The organism is Xanthomonas sp. 3075 (genome assembly GCF_014197275.1).
Classification (GTDB): Bacteria; Pseudomonadota; Gammaproteobacteria; order Xanthomonadales; family Xanthomonadaceae; genus Xanthomonas; species Xanthomonas campestris_B.
On record NZ_JACIFI010000002.1, the window covers coordinates 31,981 to 52,555 of the forward strand.

General features: G+C 61.4%; 13 protein-coding genes and 1 pseudogene. 8 read left to right on the forward strand and 6 right to left on the reverse strand.

Features of this window, described 5'->3' with window-relative positions; all coding sequences use genetic code 11:
• Positions 1-1,050: 1,050 nt before the first annotated feature.
• Positions 1,051-2,937, reverse strand: a complete 1,887-nt coding sequence (gene speA, locus GGR62_RS02095; protein ID WP_184406355.1) for an arginine decarboxylase — start codon at positions 2,935-2,937, stop codon at positions 1,051-1,053.
• Positions 2,938-3,170: 233 nt separating this feature from the next.
• On the opposite strand from speA, the gene speE reads away from it, so the two are divergent.
• Complete coding sequence (gene speE / locus GGR62_RS02100; RefSeq protein WP_184406356.1) at positions 3,171-4,028, forward strand: polyamine aminopropyltransferase; 858 nt, start codon at positions 3,171-3,173, stop codon at positions 4,026-4,028.
• A 384-nt stretch (positions 4,029-4,412) separates the two neighbouring features.
• On the opposite strand, the gene GGR62_RS02105 is transcribed toward speE, so the two are convergent.
• The 4 genes from GGR62_RS02105 to GGR62_RS02120 form a co-directional block, all read right to left on the reverse strand.
• Positions 4,413-5,024, reverse strand: a complete 612-nt coding sequence (locus GGR62_RS02105) for a PH domain-containing protein (protein WP_184406357.1) — start codon at positions 5,022-5,024, stop codon at positions 4,413-4,415.
• A 192-nt stretch (positions 5,025-5,216) separates the two neighbouring features.
• The gene (locus tag GGR62_RS02110; RefSeq protein WP_184406358.1) at positions 5,217-6,002 is read right to left on the reverse strand and encodes a hypothetical protein; all 786 of its coding nucleotides are present in this window, start codon (positions 6,000-6,002) and stop codon (positions 5,217-5,219) included.
• 279 nt (positions 6,003-6,281) lie between these two features.
• Positions 6,282-8,255: a beta-N-acetylglucosaminidase domain-containing protein gene (locus GGR62_RS02115; protein WP_184406359.1), complete on the reverse strand. Its 1,974-nt coding sequence runs from the start codon at positions 8,253-8,255 to the stop codon at positions 6,282-6,284.
• A 727-nt stretch (positions 8,256-8,982) separates the two neighbouring features.
• The gene (locus GGR62_RS02120; RefSeq protein WP_184406360.1) at positions 8,983-9,321 is read right to left on the reverse strand and encodes a P-II family nitrogen regulator; all 339 of its coding nucleotides are present in this window, start codon (positions 9,319-9,321) and stop codon (positions 8,983-8,985) included.
• A 188-nt stretch (positions 9,322-9,509) separates the two neighbouring features.
• Between GGR62_RS02120 and GGR62_RS02125 the strand changes: the two genes are divergently transcribed.
• From GGR62_RS02125 to GGR62_RS02140, 4 genes and pseudogenes are all read left to right on the forward strand, one after another.
• Complete coding sequence (locus GGR62_RS02125) at positions 9,510-9,788, forward strand: accessory factor UbiK family protein (protein ID WP_184406361.1); 279 nt, start codon at positions 9,510-9,512, stop codon at positions 9,786-9,788.
• A 16-nt stretch (positions 9,789-9,804) separates the two neighbouring features.
• A pseudogene (locus GGR62_RS02130) lies at positions 9,805-10,647 on the forward strand (magnesium chelatase domain-containing protein); the annotation flags it as partial.
• A gap of 1,306 nt (positions 10,648-11,953) precedes the next feature.
• The gene (locus tag GGR62_RS02135; RefSeq protein ID WP_043087853.1) at positions 11,954-12,943 is read left to right on the forward strand and encodes an NYN domain-containing protein; all 990 of its coding nucleotides are present in this window, start codon (positions 11,954-11,956) and stop codon (positions 12,941-12,943) included.
• 165 nt (positions 12,944-13,108) lie between these two features.
• On the forward strand, positions 13,109-13,606 hold the full coding sequence (locus GGR62_RS02140) for a hypothetical protein (RefSeq protein ID WP_064485213.1): 498 nt from the start codon (positions 13,109-13,111) through the stop codon (positions 13,604-13,606).
• A gap of 273 nt (positions 13,607-13,879) precedes the next feature.
• Here GGR62_RS02140 and GGR62_RS02145 read toward each other — a convergent pair whose 3' ends face one another.
• Entirely contained in the window at positions 13,880-14,746 is an 867-nt protein-coding gene (locus GGR62_RS02145) for a hypothetical protein (protein WP_039513759.1), read from the reverse strand.
• A 1,049-nt stretch (positions 14,747-15,795) separates the two neighbouring features.
• Between GGR62_RS02145 and GGR62_RS02150 the strand changes: the two genes are divergently transcribed.
• The 3 genes from GGR62_RS02150 (at position 15,796) to GGR62_RS02160 (ending at position 20,524) form a co-directional block, all read left to right on the forward strand.
• Complete coding sequence (locus GGR62_RS02150) at positions 15,796-16,572, forward strand: sigma-70 family RNA polymerase sigma factor (protein ID WP_043087852.1); 777 nt, start codon at positions 15,796-15,798, stop codon at positions 16,570-16,572.
• 113 nt (positions 16,573-16,685) lie between these two features.
• Positions 16,686-17,138 carry a hypothetical protein gene (locus GGR62_RS02155; RefSeq protein ID WP_201741897.1) on the forward strand — a complete coding sequence of 151 codons (453 nt, stop codon included), beginning with the start codon at positions 16,686-16,688 and terminating at the stop codon, positions 17,136-17,138.
• A gap of 2 nt (positions 17,139-17,140) precedes the next feature.
• On the forward strand, positions 17,141-20,524 hold the full coding sequence (locus GGR62_RS02160) for a UvrD-helicase domain-containing protein (RefSeq protein WP_184406362.1): 3,384 nt from the start codon (positions 17,141-17,143) through the stop codon (positions 20,522-20,524).
• Positions 20,525-20,575: the final 51 nt, after the last annotated feature.

The following is a 20,575-nucleotide window of genomic DNA, read 5'->3' on the forward strand; positions in this document are numbered from 1 at the left end:
TGAAGGAGGTAGGGGACACCATCGACCACCAGCGGATGCCGGCGATACACGGTGGTAACGCACAATGGAGACACACAACGAAGCGACACGCGCCATCGAACCCCCGATGGACAACTGTCTGTTCCCACATCAACTTGCGTCCTGGCAAGTTAAATAGACACTAACAATTGGGCGCTGGAATGAACCGTGCAAATATCACGAATTCCGCCAAGAAAAAAAATATTTCTCTCAAAACTGTGATTTTGATTAGCGTTCTACGCACAAACGTTTGCAAGTAAGCGCAACCGTACGAGCAAGACGCATGGAGAGCGCAATACATGCTGCGCAGGATTGGCTCAGCGACGTGCAGATGCGCCGCAACGGCAAAAAGCCAGAACGCGATAAGACCACTGCGCACCACATCACCGCCACACTTGGATAATGGCGCAAACCATTGATGCATGCCGCGATCTATTGCAGAAAAAACCCTCTGTATTCTCACAATCACGCTTTGGCGGTTTGAATGTCATCGATTAGAAACATGCGCCCTGGTGGGGACACGGACGGCAGACAGGGGTGGCTCAAGCGGCATGCAGATGCGCCGCAACGTTAAAAAGCCAGGACGCGACAAGACCACTGAACAACACATCGCCGCCACACTTGGATAATGGCGCAAACCATTGACGCATGCCGCTATCGATTGCAGAGAACACCGTACGTATTCTCACAATCACGCTTTGATGGTTTGAATGTGATCGATCAGAAACATGCGCCCTGGTGGGGGACACGGATCGATTCGATCGCACAATCCGGGCTTGACGATCGACGCTGCCAATCCAAAAGATCCGCCATCTCAGGGCCAGACCCTGCAATCAGGTCGGCACGTGCTAGTGCACGGTGTCGAATCGTGACGTCTTGCGGGTTTTTCCAGACACCGCACCGGCCAAGCCAGCGACGCCGGGGGGCGTCTGCACACGTCTCTGGCGCATTGACGCCCGTCGCGCAAACCTACCAACCCGCACATCGCACGACGGCCGCCGCCGCCGCCGCGCGATGCATGGGTTCGGGCGATCAGGCCAACGGTTCGTCGGACAGATAGGTGTACCCGGTCAAGCCCGCTTCCAGTGCCTGGCTCAGCTCCTGCGCGCGCTCCGGCGACAGCTGCGCGGCGGCGATGCGGTCGGCATAGGTCGCGCGCAGCGTGTCCAGCTGGTAGCCCACGTAGTCGAGCATCACGTCGGTGGTATCGCCACGGCGCTGCTGCGCGATGCGATAGCCGTCGCCGTCCACGGCCACTTCCACCGCGTCGGTATCGCCGAACAGGTTATGGATATCGCCCAGGATTTCCTGGTACGCACCAACCAGGAAAAAGCCGATGCGATAGCTCTCACCCGCGTTCAAGGTGTGCAGCGGCATCGAACTGTCCAGGCTCTCGTTCTCGACATAGGTCTTGACCATGCCGTCCGAATCGCAGGTCATGTCGGCAATGATGCCGCGCCGCTGCGGCGCTTCGTTCAAGCGCTCGATCGGCACGATCGGGAAGACCTGGTCGATCGCCCACACATCCGGGATCGACTCGAACACGCTGAAGTTGACGAAGTACTTGTCCACCAGCCGCTCGTTGAGCTCGTCCAGCACCGGGCGATGGCTCTTCTCGTCGAAGCTCAGGCGCGCACGCACGCCGTGGGCGATGGCATAGAACAGGTCGTCGATGCGCGCGCGGTGGGTGAGGTCGATCTGGCCCAGCGCGTAGGCGCTCAGCCCTTCGGCATGAAAGTGCTGCGCTTCCTGGAACAGTTCCACCGCCGGGCGCACGTCGAGTTCGTCGTGGATCTCGCGCAGGTGGCGGATCGCCGCCGGTTCGTCGTCGTGCGCGTCGGGCACGCGGCCTTCCGGCGCCTGCTCCACTTCGGACACGTTGGCGATCAGCACCGCATGGTGCGCGGTCATCGCGCGGCCGCATTCGGTGACGATGCGCGGCGGGGTCAGGCCGTGTTCTTCGCAGGCGCTGGCCAGCGGCTGCACGATATTGCTGGCATACGAATGCAGGCCATAGTTGATCGAGCAATAGCTGCGCGAGCGGGTGCCTTCGTAATCGATACCCAGGCCGCCGCCGACGTCGACATGGCTGATCTTGGCGCCCAGCCGCGACAGCTCCACGAAGTAGCGTGTGGCCTCGCGCATGCCGTTGGCGATGTCGCGCACGTTGGAGATCTGCGAGCCCATGTGGAAATGCAGCAGCTTCAGGCTGTCGGCGTACTCGGTGTCGCGCAGCGTCTTCCACAGGTCCAGCACCTGACGCGGCGACAGCCCGAACTTGGCCTTGTCGCCGCCGCTGTTCTGCCATTTGCCCGCGCCCAGCGAGGCCAGCCGCATGCGCACGCCCAGGCCCGGCTTGACGTCCAGCGCACGCGCCTCTTCCAGCACCAGCTTCAGCTCGGAGGGCTTTTCGATGACGATGAAGGTCTGCAGGCCGAGCTTGCGCCCGATCAATGCCAGGCGGATGTATTCGCGGTCCTTGTAGCCGTTGCAGACGATCAAGCCGCCCGGGCGCGACAGTGCCAGCACCGCCATCAGCTCGGGCTTGCTGCCCGCTTCCAGGCCGAAACCGTCGCCGTGATGGCTGGCCAGGGTGCCGGCCACGCCACGGTGCTGGTTGACCTTGATGGGGTACACCGCGGTGTAGCCGCCGGCGTAGTCCCATTCGGACTGCGCCTGCGCGAACGCCGCCTGCAGCTTGCCCAGGCGCTGACCCAGGATGTCCGGGAAGCGTACCAGCAGCGGCAGCTTGGCGCCGGCCGCGCGCGCGGCGTCCACCACCTCGGGCAGCGACACCGACGGGCCGTCGACGGTGGGGGTGACCACCACGTGGCCGGCGGCGTTCACATCGAAATACCCATCGGCCCAATGCGGGATCGAGTAGGTCTTGCGGGCTTGGTCGAGGGACCAATCGCTCATTTCGTTGTCTCGGCTGGGGCAAAAAGGGCGTGAAGTGTAACGCCTGGCACGCGCAGGGTCCGTTACAATCCGCGCCGACTTCACGCCCCGCTCCTGACCGGATCGGGGCAGAGCAAGGGTCAGCCGCTGCGCAGTTTGCGCTGCACGAAGCGACGCCCGACCCTCATCCGGCGCGACGCGCCACCTTCTCCCGCCGGGAAAAGGAACAGCCCGCTTCTTTCTAGGATCAACGCATGAGCGCCAACGACAACTGGTACATCGAACACTTCCAGCCGACCGGCTCGGCGATCGGCTTCCGCATCAGCGGCAAGCTGGACGAGGTGCAGTCCCCATTCCAGAAGATCGAGATCTACCAGACCACCGACTGGGGCAAGCTGATGCTCATCGATGGCGCGGTGATGCTGACCACCCGCGACAATTTCTTCTATCACGAGATGATCAGCCACCCGGCGCTGTTCACCCACGCCGCGCCCAAGCGCGTGGTGATCATCGGCGGCGGCGATTGCGGCACGCTGCGCGAGGTGCTCAAGCACCCGGGCGTGGAAAGCGCTACCCAGTGCGATATCGACGAGCAGGTCACGCGCATGTCGGAGAAGTATTTCCCCGAGCTGTGCGATTCCAACCACGATGCGCGCGCCGAGCTGTTGTTCGACGACGGCGTGGCCTACATGGCCAACTGCCCGGCCGGCAGCGTGGACATCGTGATCGTCGATTCCACCGACCCGGTGGGGCCGGCCGAAGGCCTGTTCAACAAGGCGTTCTACCAGAGCTGCTTCAAGGCGCTGAAGGACGACGGCATCCTGGTGCAGCAGTCCGAATCGCCGCTGGCGCTGCTGGAGCTGATCAAGGAAATGCGCACCGAAATGGGCAAGGCCGGCTTCCAGTCGTTCAAGACCCTGCCGTTCCCGCAGCCGTGCTACCCCACCGGCTGGTGGAGCGTGACCATGGCCAGCAAGCAGGCCAATGCCGATTTCGCGTTTCGCCAGGCCGATGCGCAGGCCAAGGGATTCGACACGCTGTACTACACCGCGCACCTGCACACCGGCGTGCTGGTTGCGCCGCCGTTCGTGGCCAAGGCGCTGGGCGAGTAAGCCCGGCCAGCGATACAGCGTGAGCAGTGGCCAGGTGGACATGGACGGCGCGCAGTCATCGCCATGTCCCCGTTGGCAGCCGGTTCCGCGTGCCGGCGGGCTAAAGATCAGGCGACATGCGCAGCGCGCCCGCCTGCCGGCTGGACGCACGGGCGTGTCCCCTGCCGCGCTCACTGACAGCCCGCGTTGCACTTTTGCGCGCAGGTTGCGCAAGCGCCGAGCGGCGCAGACAGACCGCCGCTCCAAGCGGCGATCTGAAGCACTGCAGACAGTGGCCGGTGCTTGGGTCTTGATAGGTACTGGGCGCCGCGCGTAGCGCACGCCCACGCTGTTGCTCCACCGCCCACCTCAGCGGACGCTACCTGTGTGGTCTGGCAGCCGCTCTCACAAGCGCGACAGCACCTCCGCCTTCTTGCTGTCGAACTCCTCTTGAGTGACCAGTCCCGCATCGAGCAGTTGCTTGAGCTTGCTCAGCACCTGTATCGGATCGTCGGTGGCGGGCACCGGGGTCGGCGGGACCGAAGGCATGGCGCCCTGTGCGGTGGGCGCATGCACCACCACGCCACCGGCCGACGCGCGCAGCTTGTCGATTTCCAGCTGCTGGCGTTTTTCGTAAGCGGATTCTTCCACCTGTTGCGCATAGGCGTACACCCGCCGCGCCTGCTTCTTGGGCAGGCTGTCGACGGCGGCGTATTCGCCCTGCGTGGTGCGACACATGATCGTCGCACCCAGCATCTGCTCGCTCATGTGCACATCGAGCACCTCGCGCCACGGGAAATCCCGGAACGTCATGCCGAACAGCTTCGGGCACACCACAATGAATCTGCGATTGGTCAGCACCACCGCGTCCGGCGACAGGTTCATCACCACCTTCTTTTGCACGGCGATGTATTCGACCTGCTCGTCGCGGGTCAGTAATTCGGTCACCTTGGGCAGGATCCTGCCCACCGCCGCCGGATCCTGCTCGTCGGTCAAAAATTGCGCAAAGACATCCATACCTTCCTCATCGTGATTGTTTACGCCGCAGCGTTGTCCTACATGACACCACATCTGCGCGTTGGTGATGCCGGTGCGCGGGTGAAGAGCGTGCACTAGCGGATCGTCGAGCGTTTTACATCGTCAAAACGACAACAGGGCGGATGTTGCCATCCGCCCTGCTCGCCATCGACCCTTGCTCGGCTCGCCTGATCAGAAGCGCACTTCTGCGCCAATATTCAGTACTTCAGCGCGATTGATGGTGATGTCTTCGCTGTAGTCGTAATAGTCCTTGGCGTAGATGTAGTTGGTATACATCACACTCAAGCTGGCATATCTCCCCAAATCCACGCCCAGGCCAAGGCCTGCGTAGCCGCCGTAGATTTCCTCGCTCATGTCCTTGACGTCGGCATACCACGACCCCACGCGCACCACCGCAAACAGCGGGCTGTCACCGAAGTTGAAACGTGCCGTGCCTCCCAGGCCGGCGAACCTCACTGCGGGAACGAAGACGTCGTCCGCATTGCCGGTGCGATCCAAACGCCCAGCCGATGCCTCAAGACCGATCAGCGTCACCGAGCCGGCACGCCAACGGTAACCGGCGTTGAAGCCCAGCATGTCCTGCTTGTAGCCGTCGAACACCTCGCCTCTGCCACCCTGCACGCCGATAAACGCACCGCTGTCGATGCGCGATGCTTCGGTCTGCGTGTAACTGGGTGCGGGCGCCGGAGCTACCGTCGCTGGCACCGCAGGGGCATCCGTTGTCACGGTCGTAAACCCATTGTCGGCCTGGCTCGCTGCGACCGAGGTGGCAGCAGTGGCGGCTTGCGACGTACTGGACGGCGCCGCTACCGGCGCGGTGCCACCCTGCGCGCCCGACTGCTGCTGTTTTTGCTGCTGGCGATAGCTGTCCCATCCGCGCGACAACGACTGCGCCGTCGCGTCGCAGACGCAGCCAAACGCGGTGCACGCCAAGAGCAATATTGCGGTCCTTTTCATCGCATCCCCCATCAGTGGTAGTGCATCGTTTCCGCATCCTTGCGCACGCAGGCATAGCCCAACGACGTCTGGAAGTGGCGCAGTTGCCGTCAACACCTGGGGACTTCCCCGCATCACGGGACGGCGCGCAGCATCTGCGCCGGTCGGCGGCCGCATCGGCCCGCCGGATATTGCGTGTGATGCAGCCCCCTGACCGCAGCGCGCACAGTGTCTGGAGTCTCATTGGCTGTCAAGAAGAGGTGTGATGGTTTTCCGACCGACGGTTTGCCGCTCCGGTCGTCACTGCGCCGTCGCCGGTGCTGCTGCCGATGGCACGCGATAGGCGATCAGCCTCGGCGCGTCGGCCACGAACCGGTCCAGTACGCCATCGGCGATCTTGACCGGGCCACCGAAGCGGGTGGCGCCGGGAATGGACGGGATCGCGGAGGCCACGGCGGCCGATGCGGCCGCTTCGGCAAACAACGCAGCTGCCTGGGCATCCCCGCGATTGGCCGCCTCCAATCCGGCTGCGGTCTGCTGCAACGCGCTGCCCCAGTGCTCCATCGCTTCCAGCCAGGGACGTGATTGTTCCGCAAAGCCCTTGTCGACCACGCCTGCACGAATGCTCTGCGGCGCAGCTGCGAACGCCTCCGCTGTGCGCGCCAACTCGGCAATGGCCTGGCTGCGCGCTGCTGCATCGCCGAGCGCGATCGCCTCGCGCACATGGTCGAGCACGGCCTTCAGGCGCGGCGCCTGTTCCTGCCACGGCTGACTGCCGAAGGTCGGCGCCAGGTGCTGGGTATCGAAGAAGGTCAGCAGCGCGGCGGTCACCTGCGCGTCGCCACCGGCCAGATCGCGCGCGGCCGCGTGCCAGGTGCGCTGGGCATCGTAGCCGGTGTCGTTCCACGCAAACGCGGTCAGCCCCATCACTGCGACCCGGCTGGGCACTTCCTGATTCATCGGGTTGGAGACGATGCCGGACAGCTCGGCCGACAACCCGGCTTCGCGGCGCGCGTAGGGCGCCATCAACAGACGCCCGGCCGAGGTTTCGAAATCGTTGACCGGATAGTTGTCCCACAGCAGCGTCTTGCGACCGAACGCCTTGGTCGCCGCACGTGCATCGGGAATGGAGATGGCCGGCGGCACCACGTCGGTGCCGGTCCACTGCACCACGATCTTCGGGTCCAGGTGCTTGCGCAGCGCTTCCTTGTACGGGCTTTCCTTGGCGTCGAAATACTCGGTCGGCACCATGATCAGTTCCGACGACGCATCGTGGCGGGCGACCAGATCGGCCTGCACCAGGTTGAGCAGATGCGACTGCGCGATACCGGCCGCCTGCGCGCCGGAATCGCCGAAGGTGGTCTTGTCGCGCTCGCAGTTCCACTTGGTGTATTCGATATCGTCCAGCGCCACATAGAAGCTGCGCACGCCCAGCGCGCGGAACGCATCGAACTTGCGCAACAGCGCCTTGGCATCGGCCGGATCGGAGAAACAGACCGTCGGCCCCGGCGAGATCGCATAGACGAAATCGACATGGTTGCGCTTGGCGGTGGCCGCCAGCTTGCCCAGCGCCTTCAACGTGGCGGCCGGGTACGGCTCGCGCCAGCGATCGCGCGCGTACGGGTCGTCCTTCGGGCTGTAGATGAAAGTGTTGGCCTTGGTGCGGGCGAGAAACTCGATGTGCTTGCTGCGATCGGCCATCGACCACGGCGCGCCGTAGAACCCTTCGATGGTGCCGCGGATCGGCATCGCCGGATAATCCTGGATCACCAGCGTCGGAATGGCCGGGCGCTCGACCAGCTGACGCAGCGTCTGCGCCGCATGGAACAGCCCATCGTGATCGTAGCCGGCCAGCGTGATCAGGCTGCCGGTGCCAAGCGCCACGCTGGCGAGCGTGTAACCCTCCTTGTGCGTGTCCTGCGCTGCCTTGCTACGCGCCAGTGCATCGCGTACCACCGCCGCCTCCCCGGTGCCGAGCACGATGTGCGGGCGGTCGAACGTGGCCGGCAGACGCGACGCGGTGGCGACCTTGGTGACGCCTGCGGTGCCGAGGATGCGGCGCACCAGCGCGACCGACTCCGGGTCTGCGCCCGGCGCCACGACCAGCACCACCGACCGGCCCAAGGCGATCGTCTGCCCCTCCAGCGCGATCGACACCGGGGTCGGGAACAGCGCCGGCTGGGTCACCGGCTCGGCCAGCGCAGGCGCGGCCAGTCCCGCTACCACCAAGACCGAGAGCAGGCGCAAGCCCGACTTCCTGTTGCGTCGCTTCATGTCCGAACTCCGGTATTGGAATGGTATTACGGCCTAGAGTAGGCAAGTCGCTGCATGGCGACAAGCGCACCTTTGGTCTTGGAGGGTCGAGCCTGCTTTGGCGTGCTTGCCATCCGCGTCTGCGTCGCCTGGGTAGACTGGAACCGGGCATGCCGGCCATGGGGTGCGGTATTGAAATGGTATGACAGCAGGGCGATTGGCGTTGCAGGGACCACGGTTGCGGTAGCGGCATCCCACGCGACGTGGCGGCGGCTAGGCCCACCTCTTCAGATGACACATGGGCGTATTCGACGCTCGATCAGAGAACGGCTGCCAGGACGCGATCTGCCAAGGCCTCACGCTGCGCAGGAACCGACCTGAATCATGGCCAGTCTAAGGCGGTAGTCGCGTAGGCAGACACGTCTGCGCCCCGCCATTGCCGGTCAAGGCCGCGGTACCCGCTGTTCCACTTGCTCGCAACGCAGCGCCCCCGCATGCATCGATCGGCGTGTGCGGTATAGGCGTCGGCGTCGCAGAAACTAACGCGTGCGTTAATGACGCCGCCGCTACGCCAATGACAGGCGCGTCGCAGCCGTACCGGTTTGCCTGCAACGCGGCATTGCCCAGCGCATCCATCAATCTGGCGTGTGCTGTCAGCGTTGAGAAGGCCTGATGCGCGCCGCACTGCCGTCAGCGTCTTTCAGCACGCAGCAGAGCCGCCGCCACAACGCCGCGCCACGCGACAGGGCTACAGCGCGTCGCTATCCAGCTCGCCGGTACGGATGCGCACCACGCTCCCCAGATCGTAGACGAACACCTTGCCATCGCCGATCTTGCCGGTACCGGCTGCGGCGACGATCGCCTCGACCACGCGCTCGGTCTGGTCGTCGGTGACCGCCACTTCGATCTTCACCTTGGGCAGGAAATCGACCACGTATTCAGCGCCGCGATACAGCTCGGTGTGACCCTTCTGCCGCCCGAAGCCCTTGACCTCGGTCACCGTGATACCCGCCACTCCGCAGCCGGCGAGCGCTTCGCGCACATCGTCGAGCTTGAACGGCTTGACGATGGCCATGATCATTTTCATCGGTGCAGATCCAGGGCATGACAGGCGCGCAGCATACCGTGGACAGCGATAACACTCATCCCATCGCGCGCGCCCGTTACCGCGACCGACAGCCGAATGGGACTATCCTTACCGCCTGCCGACTGACTTGCCGATGTTCCGCGTGCCCCGGCCTGCACTAGGCTTCCTACGGACCTGCGGAGAACACCATGATCGATTTCAACCAGCTCGACGACCTCGCCCGCCGCCTCAGCGACCTGGTGCCGCCGGGCCTGCGCCAATCGCGCGAAGAGCTGCAGAGCACCTTCAAGGGTGCGCTGCAGGCCGGCCTGGGCAAGCTGGACCTAGTCACCCGCGAAGAGTTCGACGTACAGCGCGCGGTACTGCTGCGCACGCGCGAAAAACTCGATGCGCTGGAACAGGCCGTCGCCGCCCTGGAAGCCCGCGCGCCCGGCACACCGCCTGCCGCGCCCCCCACCACTCCCTGAGTCAAGGCCGCCCACCATGAGTCTGGCGCTGGTACACAGCCGTGCCCGCGTAGGGGTGCGTGCGCCTGAAGTTCGGGTGGAAGTGCACCTCTCCGGCGGTCTTCCCTCCACCCAGATCGTGGGCCTGCCCGAGGCGGCGGTACGCGAATCGCGCGAACGCGTGCGTGCCGCACTGCTGTGCGCACAGTTCGAATTCCCCGCACGCCGCATCACCATCAATCTGGCGCCGGCCGATTTGCCGAAGGAAGGCGGCCGCTTCGACCTGCCGATCGCACTTGGCATCCTGGCCGCCAGCGGGCAGATCGACCGCCAGGCGTTGGCCGATTACGAATTTCTCGGCGAGCTCGCGCTGACCGGCGAGCTGCGCGGCGTCGATGGCGTGCTGCCGGCCGCCCTGGCGGCCGCGCAAGCCGGGCGGCGGCTGATCGTGCCGCTGGCCAATGGCGCCGAAGCGGCCATTGCCGGGCACGTGGAAGCCTTCACCGCGCGCACGCTGCTGGAGGTCTGCGCCGCGCTCAACGGCAGCCAGCAAGCGCCCGCAGCAGAAGTGGCGATCTCCGCACTTGGCGCGCGCGCCCTGCCCGATATGGCCGATGTCCGCGGCCAGCCGCACGCACGCCGCGCACTGGAGATCGCCGCCGCCGGAGGCCACCATCTGCTGCTGGTCGGCAGCCCCGGTTGCGGCAAGACCTTGCTCGCCTCACGCCTGCCCGGCCTGTTGCCGGAAGCCAGCGAGGCAGAAGCACTGGAAACGGCCGCGATCACCTCGATCAGCGGTCGCGGGCTGGATCTTGCCCGCTGGCGGCAACGCCCCTACCGCACTCCGCACCACACCGCCAGCGCGGTCGCGTTGGTCGGTTGTGAATTTGCAAAGACGGTGCAACTCGGCAAAGCTGTTGCAACTGCACGAAGGGCTATACGACAGAATCCGCGCTCAGGTGACAGCTATTTGTCTGGCATGTTTGAGCCTGGTAGAGCCGCTTCACGAAGCGAGTTATTGCGCTCTTCAGCGAGGGCGATTACGCTTTTGGCTGGCTACGCAGACAGCAGAAAATTTGTCGGCGGTGCTGCGAGACTGGCAACAGTCACATGAAGGGAAATTGCTGGCACTTGGGTCGTCCACTTTGATGAGGAGACTTGCCAGCGAGGCCGTCCTTCCTCGTAGCCAACTATCTCCCCAACTGCCTATCCCCACCCGGCTAATTTCGTCTTTTTGCGCATCATTAAATGTCCTTGGCAGTTCCCGGTAACGGCTTGGCACGTAGGCGGGTAAGGCTGTGTTAGAAGCTGCCCTCAATCTGCAGCGTCATGCATACAGACCGATCAATTGGCGCGTTAGCCTCGATAAGATTACTCTGGGGCGCTACGCGCGCCGCAGGTGGCTGCGACTGTTGCGTTTGCTAGCACTTTCGCCCAAGAGAGCTTGCGACGGCCACTCAATAGGTGCTCAATCTCAGTTGTCGGCTAGGGCCTGCTGAGGAAAAATTCAGTTCGATGAGTACGAATAATCGAGAGTGGGAGCGTGGGCCGCCAATCCGGTCTTGGGCAGGAGAGCACTTCAACCACGAGGATAGGGAGATCTATGACGTTGAGCTCGCGGTCTCCCTCATCAACCGTAAGCCTGATGACTTTCAATTCATCGTCCTTCCCATTGACCGCATCCGCGCCCAAGTCGAGGGGAGAGGTAGTGTGGACCTGCAGTACGCGGCCGCACTCACAAACGAGGATGCAGTCCGTCCTGTCCTGCTCGGCCGCTATGCCGATGGCTCCGCTCGGCTACTGGACGGCTACCACCGGGCGACCCGGCTGCTTCGTACAAATGTCCCGCATGTAGGGGCTTGGTTGCTCACTGTGGAGCAAACCAAGGCTATTCGAGTGTATGTCCCCATCGCCCACCTTCCGGCCAATGCCCGGGTAAACCCTACATCTCAGTGACCATGACGCGCTCGATGACCGCATCTGTTGAGCCGACGTATACTGACGATCTGCGCCACAGGTTACGACCAGAGCGTTCACATTCGCAACGCAGTGTTCTATTTTTGGATGCTAATTCTGTGACATTTGCGTAACCTTTTTGACCAGCATTTGCTAGCCTAGTGCCCAACAACTAACCCTTGTTCCTATGAGGCTTGGACTCTAGGTGTGAGGGGGGAAAAGCCGGCTAAATGCCGGTTTTTTCATGTCTGGAGGTAAGGAAAGTGCCGCTACGGACGCGGATTTACATTGATGGATTCAATCTCTACTACGGCTGCCTCCGAAAGACTTCCTACAAGTGGCTGGATCTCCGAACGCTGTTCGAAAAGCACATCCTTCCCTCGATTCTCTACTGCCCGGGTCCTGGCGCCGAACCGGCGAAGATGGAACTAGACAGCTGTGCCATCCGCTATTTTACTGCCCCGATCCTTGGGCGAGCCGCCAAGGCAGAAGACTCAGTCGCGTCGCAAGCCCAGTATCACGCTGCTCTAGCTAGCTTTGAGGCCATCTCGGTCACCAAGGGATACTACTCGCTGACCAAGTCCTCCCAGCACTTGGTCGATGGAGATGACCCGGACAAGGATCCGAGCGAGTGCGGCAAGGTCACCGTGTGGAAGTTGGAAGAGAAGCAGTCAGACGTCAATCTGGCGCTGTCCCTCTATGACGATGCCATCAGCTGCCCGGAATTGGGGCAACTGGTTGTGGTCACCAATGACACTGACATCGCTCCCGCTTTGGCGCTCATCAAGCGGAAAAAGCCGGACCTGGTGATAGGCCTGGTGATTCCGACCAGGCCTGATAAGAATAAAGGCGACCTTGCCATGGAGCGCGAGGTCAACGCGGATCTCAGCAGGTACGCAAACTGGACCCGGTCCCACATCAAGAGCCAGGAATTGGCGACATCGCAGCTTCCGCGCGTGGTCCAAGGTCGTCGTAAAGCGGCTATCAAACCTATCTCTTGGTACGGCCGTCCAGACCTCCTGCAAGCAGCCATGACGACAGCCCTGCCGATCAAGCCCCGGCCAGGCGATTTCTTCCAATGGGCCGAGAAGGCGAACGACTACATGGGAGGTCTCCGCCCTATTGATTTGCTGGAGGATGAGGCTGGAGCAGAAGTGGTTATGGCCTACATCACCGGCTATATCCGCGACCATCTGCCTGCGGACACTGCCCTCCCATAACAGGCTGCTATTTCACCTAAGGCCAGTCCATGAGCCTGTTGAGCGCCTGTCGACCCAATAGTTCCTTCCCATCGACATGATCGGCCACGCGCTGATGGCGCTAGAACGCTAGCGCCTGCCGTGCCCAGTACTCGGAAACACCAACCAACAAGCAACGAGCGATCCATGACGATCAAAGCAACTGCCCTTACCCTCGCCACTGCAATAGAGCTTCAACCAGGCGCAGTATTTGTCGCCGACGGCCATTGGTATATGCGTGCAGACGTAAGCGATAGGGCCGATGTCGAGACTCGCCAGGCCGCAATACCGCTATCGAAAGGTGCTGAGTTCCATTGGCTGACCTCGGAAAAATGTCTGACCTTGGCAAAAGGGTATCGTTACGAGCTACGGATCATCGGGCCACTCCAAGGACCAGGAAAGACAGAACAAGGCTCCCTTGTCTGGTGTAATGACGGCACGCTGGCCGTTGCGATGAAAAACTATTTCATGGCTTTTACCGGCGTTGAAACGAAGGATGTCAACATCCGCGCCGGAACATTTTCTGCCTTCCATTGGGGAGCGTGGGTGCTCGATGCTGATGGCAAGGAAATCAGTCCCGACCCGCTGTTTGTGATCGGTGCTGATGCAGAAAACACCGGGATTCATGCCAAGGCCCGAACTTGATCAAATCGACGCCGGGGCGTCACGGCGAACAGGAACGACTTGCGGCCGCAGTGAAATCGAGCCCGGTGAAATCTACCGAAGGCCGGAAACGCGAAGGAGGCCTATCGCAGTTGCTGAGCGGGGCGCTCGCCGCCGCCGCCACTTGAGCTGCCGCCGCCACTTTGCGAGTTGTTCTGGACAAAAGGACACTTCGGAATCGCATTGCCCTTGGCTATCTCGCGTTGCATCCGACGTCGATACGCCAAGAGGGGGAGCTCTTCTGCCGACGGCTCACTACCAGCCCTCAGGAAGATCTAACCCAAGTTTGACGAGCTCTTCCTTCAGTTTGTCCAACTGTAGTTGTGCTTCCGCTAATCGCTCCTCCTCGCTTCCCTCATAATTGGTGCGCAGCCAAGCAGCCGGGATTTCGCGCATTCCAGCCGTAATGGCTGCCTTGTCACCCTGGATGTGCTGATGAATTCGCCGAATGGTCGCGAGCTGACCGCTATCAGGACCGTCCGCTTCAGCCGATCTGCTGAGCATCTCGCGCATTGCTGGAGACTGATAAAGGCGCAGCTGCAGCGAAATCGAGCGCCCGACGTTACGAGGTATGCCATTGAGCGACCAGAACGTGTCCAGAGCGGACATCACGCCCGCAACACAGGTCGCTACACGAACAGGCGCAGGCTCGTATCGATTACTCCCTGTCTCGAAGTACGTCGTTCCCAACAAACCAATTGCCGCACCGATCGCTTCCACGCGCGAGCCCGTCTCCTTACCGCCGGGAAGCGCCGTCACCATGTCCTGTATCTTCTCGCCAATCGTCATTATCACGATGGCCACCTTGGTGCCGAAGAAGTCTGCCCATACCTCTAGAGCCTTGGTGTCGTCGTTGGACTCATCTTGATAGCCGCCATGTACGTTGAGTAGATGGGCAGTCTCATGGCCAAGCACCAAAAGTATGAAAATCATCCTCTCTAAGCTGTCTACTTCGCTCTCCGCGAGGTCAGTGCTGATCATGATGCCTCCACTTCTCACACTGCCTCGATATACCGTGCGAGTTCCTTGCACGGCGACGTTCATCGAAAATCCTGCAGAGAGATAGAAGAACTCCTCTATGTCGGACTTAAAAGCTTTAATTACATCTTTTCCCTTTAGCATCTCTCACTCCACAGTGCGGCATTCCATTTAAATATCATCGCATCTGAGACAACCCATATTATAGTTCCGAGGCCGGCTGGGACATGCCAGCAGCAATTTATCTATGGGAGGCAAACAAGAGGCGTCAAGGACCCACTTTATCCTACCTGCAAACCCGCGGCTTCACCATTGATCAGGAGCGGCGATTGGTCCGCCGCGGAACTGATCGCCAAGCGCTACTCAGCGCCTGGAACCTACTCGAACCAATCGGGTACATCCCGCTGCCGAGGCCGAGGCAACCTACTATCGGCCACTCGCCAGTCAACCACCGAGTGGATCCCTAACTTAAACCAAACAGCCTCCATAGAACCCGGAACGACTAGCCTGTGCCGATCGGATCAGGTTGACTGACGTTGATGATGCGCATGGCACAAGTCGTTCCGGAGCGCTAGGATTGTTGCACCCATCAATCCTAGCGCTTACGCTAACGTTGGCTACGCAGACAGCAGAAAATTTGTCGGCGGTGCTGCGAGACTGCAAACAGTAACATGAAGGGAAATTGCTGGCGCTCGGGTTGTCCGCCTTGGTGTGGAAACTTGCCAGTGAGGCCGTCCTTCCTCGTAGCACCTTAATTTCCTAAGTAAATACATCACGACTAACCCGGACTTCAAGCTCGACTACCGCTCAGCGTTAGGGGGACGCCGGGGCTCGTTCACCGCAGCCGATCTGGCTCGATAACGTAGCGAGCTGAGCAATCGAGTGAGACATCTTGCGTTGCCCAGGCTTGGCGCAGTCAATGCGCGCTTTCGGGAACCTAATGGGGTAAATCAGTTTAGGATGCGCCCTTCACTCTTCAATGCACCCTTTCGGCATTGCATCTTTTCCGAAGCGGTGGATATCTATGTTAATAGCACCTAATGGCCAGAGAGCCAGTGTTCGTGGACCGCTTTAAACTTCCGGCGCGATAAGTTGGCAGCCGACTGTTGATCAACAAGAACTTGATGCTTGCTGCTAAGATCCGGAAGGACCCTAGATGAAGGGGCACTAGTGCACGGGACCGGGGGAAAATCGTGCTAAGACCTATTCGCAAGCGCAAGCTTGACGGAACATCATATTTTAGGCGAGAAAAGGTCGAAACCGAAATCCAGGCGTTGGTTGGAATTAGTGCCACCGAACTGGAACGTCGGGCCGACCTGTGGCAGGCCAGCGACCCCGGGTTCGTTTCCCCGGAAGCGCTGCTGTATTTTGTGCGCAACGCGGTCGCAGGCGCTCACCGCGAGAAGCTGACCGAGAAGCTTTTAGTTCGTGTCGCTCGCCGGGTTCCGTTAGCTTCTGACTCCGGCAGCAACACAGACTCGTTGACTAGGATGAACATCCGCGAGGACGTCCGAGACCACTTCGTCGATCTCTTGCTAAGCGACCGCAAGCAATACGACGACCGTCTCGACTACTATGAGGTCAACTTCAACAGCGCAGTTGCCGCGGATCGTAGTGACGCGAACGAACGCCACTGGAAGCATGAGAATCGGACCACTGAAATCGAAAACGAGGACGGTGAGATCTCGGCCCAGGTCGAATCAATTGTCGGCGAGTACGACCCTTTCGATGCCGAAGAACTCGATAAAAAAGATTACCGGCTCCTCCTTGACGAGGCGATTGACAGCCTACCTGAGTTCCAAAGGAGGATCGTCGTGATGGTGCGTCAAGATATTCCAATCGTGTCCAACGACCCCTCGGTCGAATCCATCAGCAAGGTCCTGGGAAGGTCGGACAAGACCATCCGCACGCATCGTGACAAAGCATTTGTGTCCCTGAAGCTGCGCCTTGAGCGCAAGGGGAAGATGTGATGGCCAAACAGCCTCGAATCACTGCAGACGATGTCCTGAGAGCTTTCGCCATGGATTTCGAGCCAGGAGCCGGTGTCCTGCAGCGATACCTTGCCCATTATCCGGAGCATTCCGTGGCCCTGGTAGACCTCTCCATGGAGCTAGCACGGGAAATTAACGATGACCTCCCCCCCGGTGCCGCCGACTTTGACCTCGCCGCCGCCGGGATGGCGCGCCTCCGGGAGGACACGATGAATCTCAAGTCCCTACAAGCTGCTCCAGCAAAGACGTTTGTCGACGCCATCAAAGTGCTGTCCTTGCCTATGCAAGTTGGCCTGGCGTTCCGAGAGCGTCGGATAGACGTCGCAACTTTGCCCCAAAGTGCTTTGGCGAAGTTGGCTGAAGCGCTGCAGACATCGACAGCCACGCTGCTTTCGTATCTCTCTCTCCCCCCCGAGGCTCCCCTGACTCGCGCAAGGAAGTCGACCGTCAAGCCAGGAGCTCCTGAGAAGGTATCGTTCGAGAGGGTGTTGCAGGATGCTGGCGTCGACGAAAAGAGCATTTCGAACCTACTCAACGAGGAGTAGGCATGGATGCGATAGAGCTGGCTCGGCAACACGCGCAGCGGCTGCACGAGGAGGCTGTGCAGCGTGGGCGTAATCCATGGTCCCCGTACGAGTTTGCTGTCGGTATAGCCAATGACCTTGGCATCACCGTCGAAACCTGCGCTCCCGGCGCCGCGCTGCTTGATGGTGGTCGAGCCTCCTTTGACCCGGACCTTCCCCTTATCGTTCACGAGGCAGAAGGCTCGTCTTTCAACCAAGCGTTTCTAGTTGCGCACGAAATCGGACACGCTCAACTCGGCGATGGCGAAGAGAAGTTCGAACGAGCGGCCTACATCGACCCAGCCCGCAGCTCGGAAGCCGCTCCGGTCGGGATGGACCGAGTCGTCGACTACAGTCAACGTCAGCGGCGAGAGGTACAGATGGACCTCTTCGCGAGGGAACTTCTCCTCCCGAGGCCCGTGGCTGTCAACCTACATTTGGTTCAGGACCTGACGTGCTCCAACATTGCCGAGCGCTTGGGGGCTCCGTTTGAGGTAGTCGCACAGCAGATGCTGGATGCTCTGCTGCTACCTGCATTCCAGCCAGTCTCCACAGCAGATCTGGTCGAAATCCCCCTAAACGGCAAGCAGCGAACCGCCGCCACCCACCGTGGTGCTGGATTCCTGCTCCAAGCTGGGCCAGGCACAGGGAAGACGCGTACATTGGTGGCGCGCGTCGAAAGCCTGCTCGATGATGGCGTTGACCCCGGGCGCATCCTTCTCCTGACTTTCTCGAACAAGGCTGCAGGTGAAATGGCCGAGCGGATCGCCCAGAAGCGTCCGGAACAGGCAGCTGCGCTATGCATCGGCACGTTCCACAGCTTCGGCCTAGATCTCCTAAGACGGTTCAATGACAGGTGTGAGTTGCCCCAGGACCCCCGGCTGATGGATCGGACAGAGGCCGTTGAGCTACTCGAAAACGAGTTCCCACGCCTCGGCCTGACCCACTACCGAAACCTGTACGACCCATCGCAGACTGTGGCCGACATCTTAGCTGCGGTATCACGCGCCAAGGACGAAGTGGTTGGTCCACAGGACTACCTGGCCCTGGCTCTAGGGATGCGCGCGGTCGCGACCGACCAGGCCGCCAACGAGGCTGCTGAGAAGGCTGAAGAGGTTGCCAGGGTCTACGCACGCTACGAAGAACTCAAGACCATCTCAGGGTGCGTCGACTTTGGGGACCTCGTTATGCAGCCGGTGCTCCTCCTCGAACGCGATGAAGCGGTGAGGATCCAGCTCCAGAGCGACTACGACCATGTCCTAGTCGACGAGTACCAGGACGTGAACCGGAGCAGCGTGCGGCTCCTTACGGCTCTCAAACCTACTGGGGAGAACCTGTGGGTGGTCGGGGACGCAAGGCAGTCTATCTATCGTTTCAGGGGCGCCTCGTCCTTCAACATGGCGCGGTTCGGCCGCGAGGACTTCCCTGGAAGCCTTCGAGACAGCCTGGACATCAACTATCGCTCCACGTCAGAGATCGTCGGAACCTTCTCCACCTTTGCAGCTAGCATGAATGCTGCCGACGGACATCTCGCGCTTGAGGCAGACCGTGGCTTCAGCGGTGCGAACCCAGAGGTCCTCACGGTCGCGGATGGCTCGCTCATGACGCCGGCGCTCATCGACAGCATCGAACAATTCCGCGCAACAGGCTTTCGGTATCGCGATCAGGCAGTTCTATGTAGGGGCAATGATCGGCTATCAGACACAGGACAGGAGCTTGAGCGGGCCGGCGTCCCCGTCCTGTTTCTGGGCAGCCTCTTCGAGCGCACCGAGATAAAGGACCTTGTAGCATTCCTCCTGCTACTTGTGGACAGGCGCGCCATGGGATTGATTCGCACCGCCTGCTGGCCCGAGTTTGCGATGACGCTTGAAGACGTCGTGCGTGTGTTTGAACGCCTTCGCGGCGCTGAAGTTCAGTCTGGCGCGTGGCGGCAGGGGGCACCAGGCGCCACCCCAGCCGGGCAGGCTTCCCTGGATGCCTTGAGTGCCGCGCTGGACGGTTTCGACGCCACGTCCCAGCCCTGGATGGTGCTTACGACCCTCCTGCTCGACCGAACTAGGCTGGCAGCACGTATTGCCTCATCGTCCAACGTTCCCGACCAGGCACAGGGCATCGCCATCTGGCAGTTCATGAACTTCGTGCGGGTCCAGCCTAACGGGCAGGGTCTTCCGATCCAGCGGCTGGCTGACCGCGTGCGGAGGCTGCTGCGCTTGCGGGACGACAGGGACCTCAGGCAACTGCCCGCTGCGGCCCAAGGTATCGACGCCGTCCGGCTGATGACGATCCACGGCTCCAAGGGCCTAGAGTTTCCAGTGGTCCACGTGGTGGGCGTGAATCACGACTCCATCCCAGGCGCTATCCGCCCTTCTAAATGTCCGCCGCCGAGCGGCATGGTCGCAGGAGGGGAGGGTAGCCCGGACGAAATCGCCCGAGCCGCTCACAACGAGGAGCAGGAGTGCCTCTTCTATGTGGCGATGTCGCGGGCAAGGGACCGTTTGGCGTTCTACGGCGCTACGGCGAAGTCCAACGGCACTTCAAGGCCGCTATCGAAATTCCTGGACCGGATGGGCGCAGTCAGCCGGCGATCGGTCACGCCATCAACGACCCTACCCCCAGCCCCCGATGTTGCGCACATACCTGTGGTCTTCTCGGGAACACCGCGCTTCACCTCCGACGCGGTCGCACTCTATGAATCATGCGGACGGAGGTTCCTTTACACGCATCTGCTGCAGGTTGGCGGTCGCCGCCGCATGAGCGCCTTTATGCTGATGCACGAGGCTATCAGGGAAGTCTATAGGGCGGTTATAAGCCAAGGAACTGCCTCGCCCGATCAGTGCGACATGCTTCTCGAACAGGCATTCATCACCCACGGACTCCACGAGCATGGCTATGTCGAGGACTACCGTGCCATGGCCTCCACGATGCTTAACTATTTTTTGGAGTCGCGGGCCGGCACGCTGGTAGAGGCAGCTGCGGCACTGCGCATCACCTTCGACAAATATGAAGTGGAGGTAAGGCCCGACGAAGTCTTAGTGCGTGATGGTGTTCGAACGCTGCGACGGGTCAAGACGGGGCACGCCACTAGCCAGGGAAGCAAAGACGTTGGAGCAGCGGCATTCGTGCTGGCGGCCCGTGACGCTTTTCCTGATGCGGTAGTGGAACTGGTGTATCTGGCCGACGCCACAGCAAAGCCTCTGCGGCTGTCCGACAGGGAGCTGAGCAACCGTCACATTAAGTTGGGGACCATCCTGCGTGACATTCGCGCGGGCACCTTCCGGGCCGAGGCATCAGACATGACGTGTCCCAACTGCCCAGCCCTCTTCGTGTGCGGCGCTATTCCGCCGGGCGACCTAGTGAAAATCTTCTAAAAAAGTTTACCGGCGGGGTCCGGTGGGTCCGATTGAGTAGGTGTAGGGGAG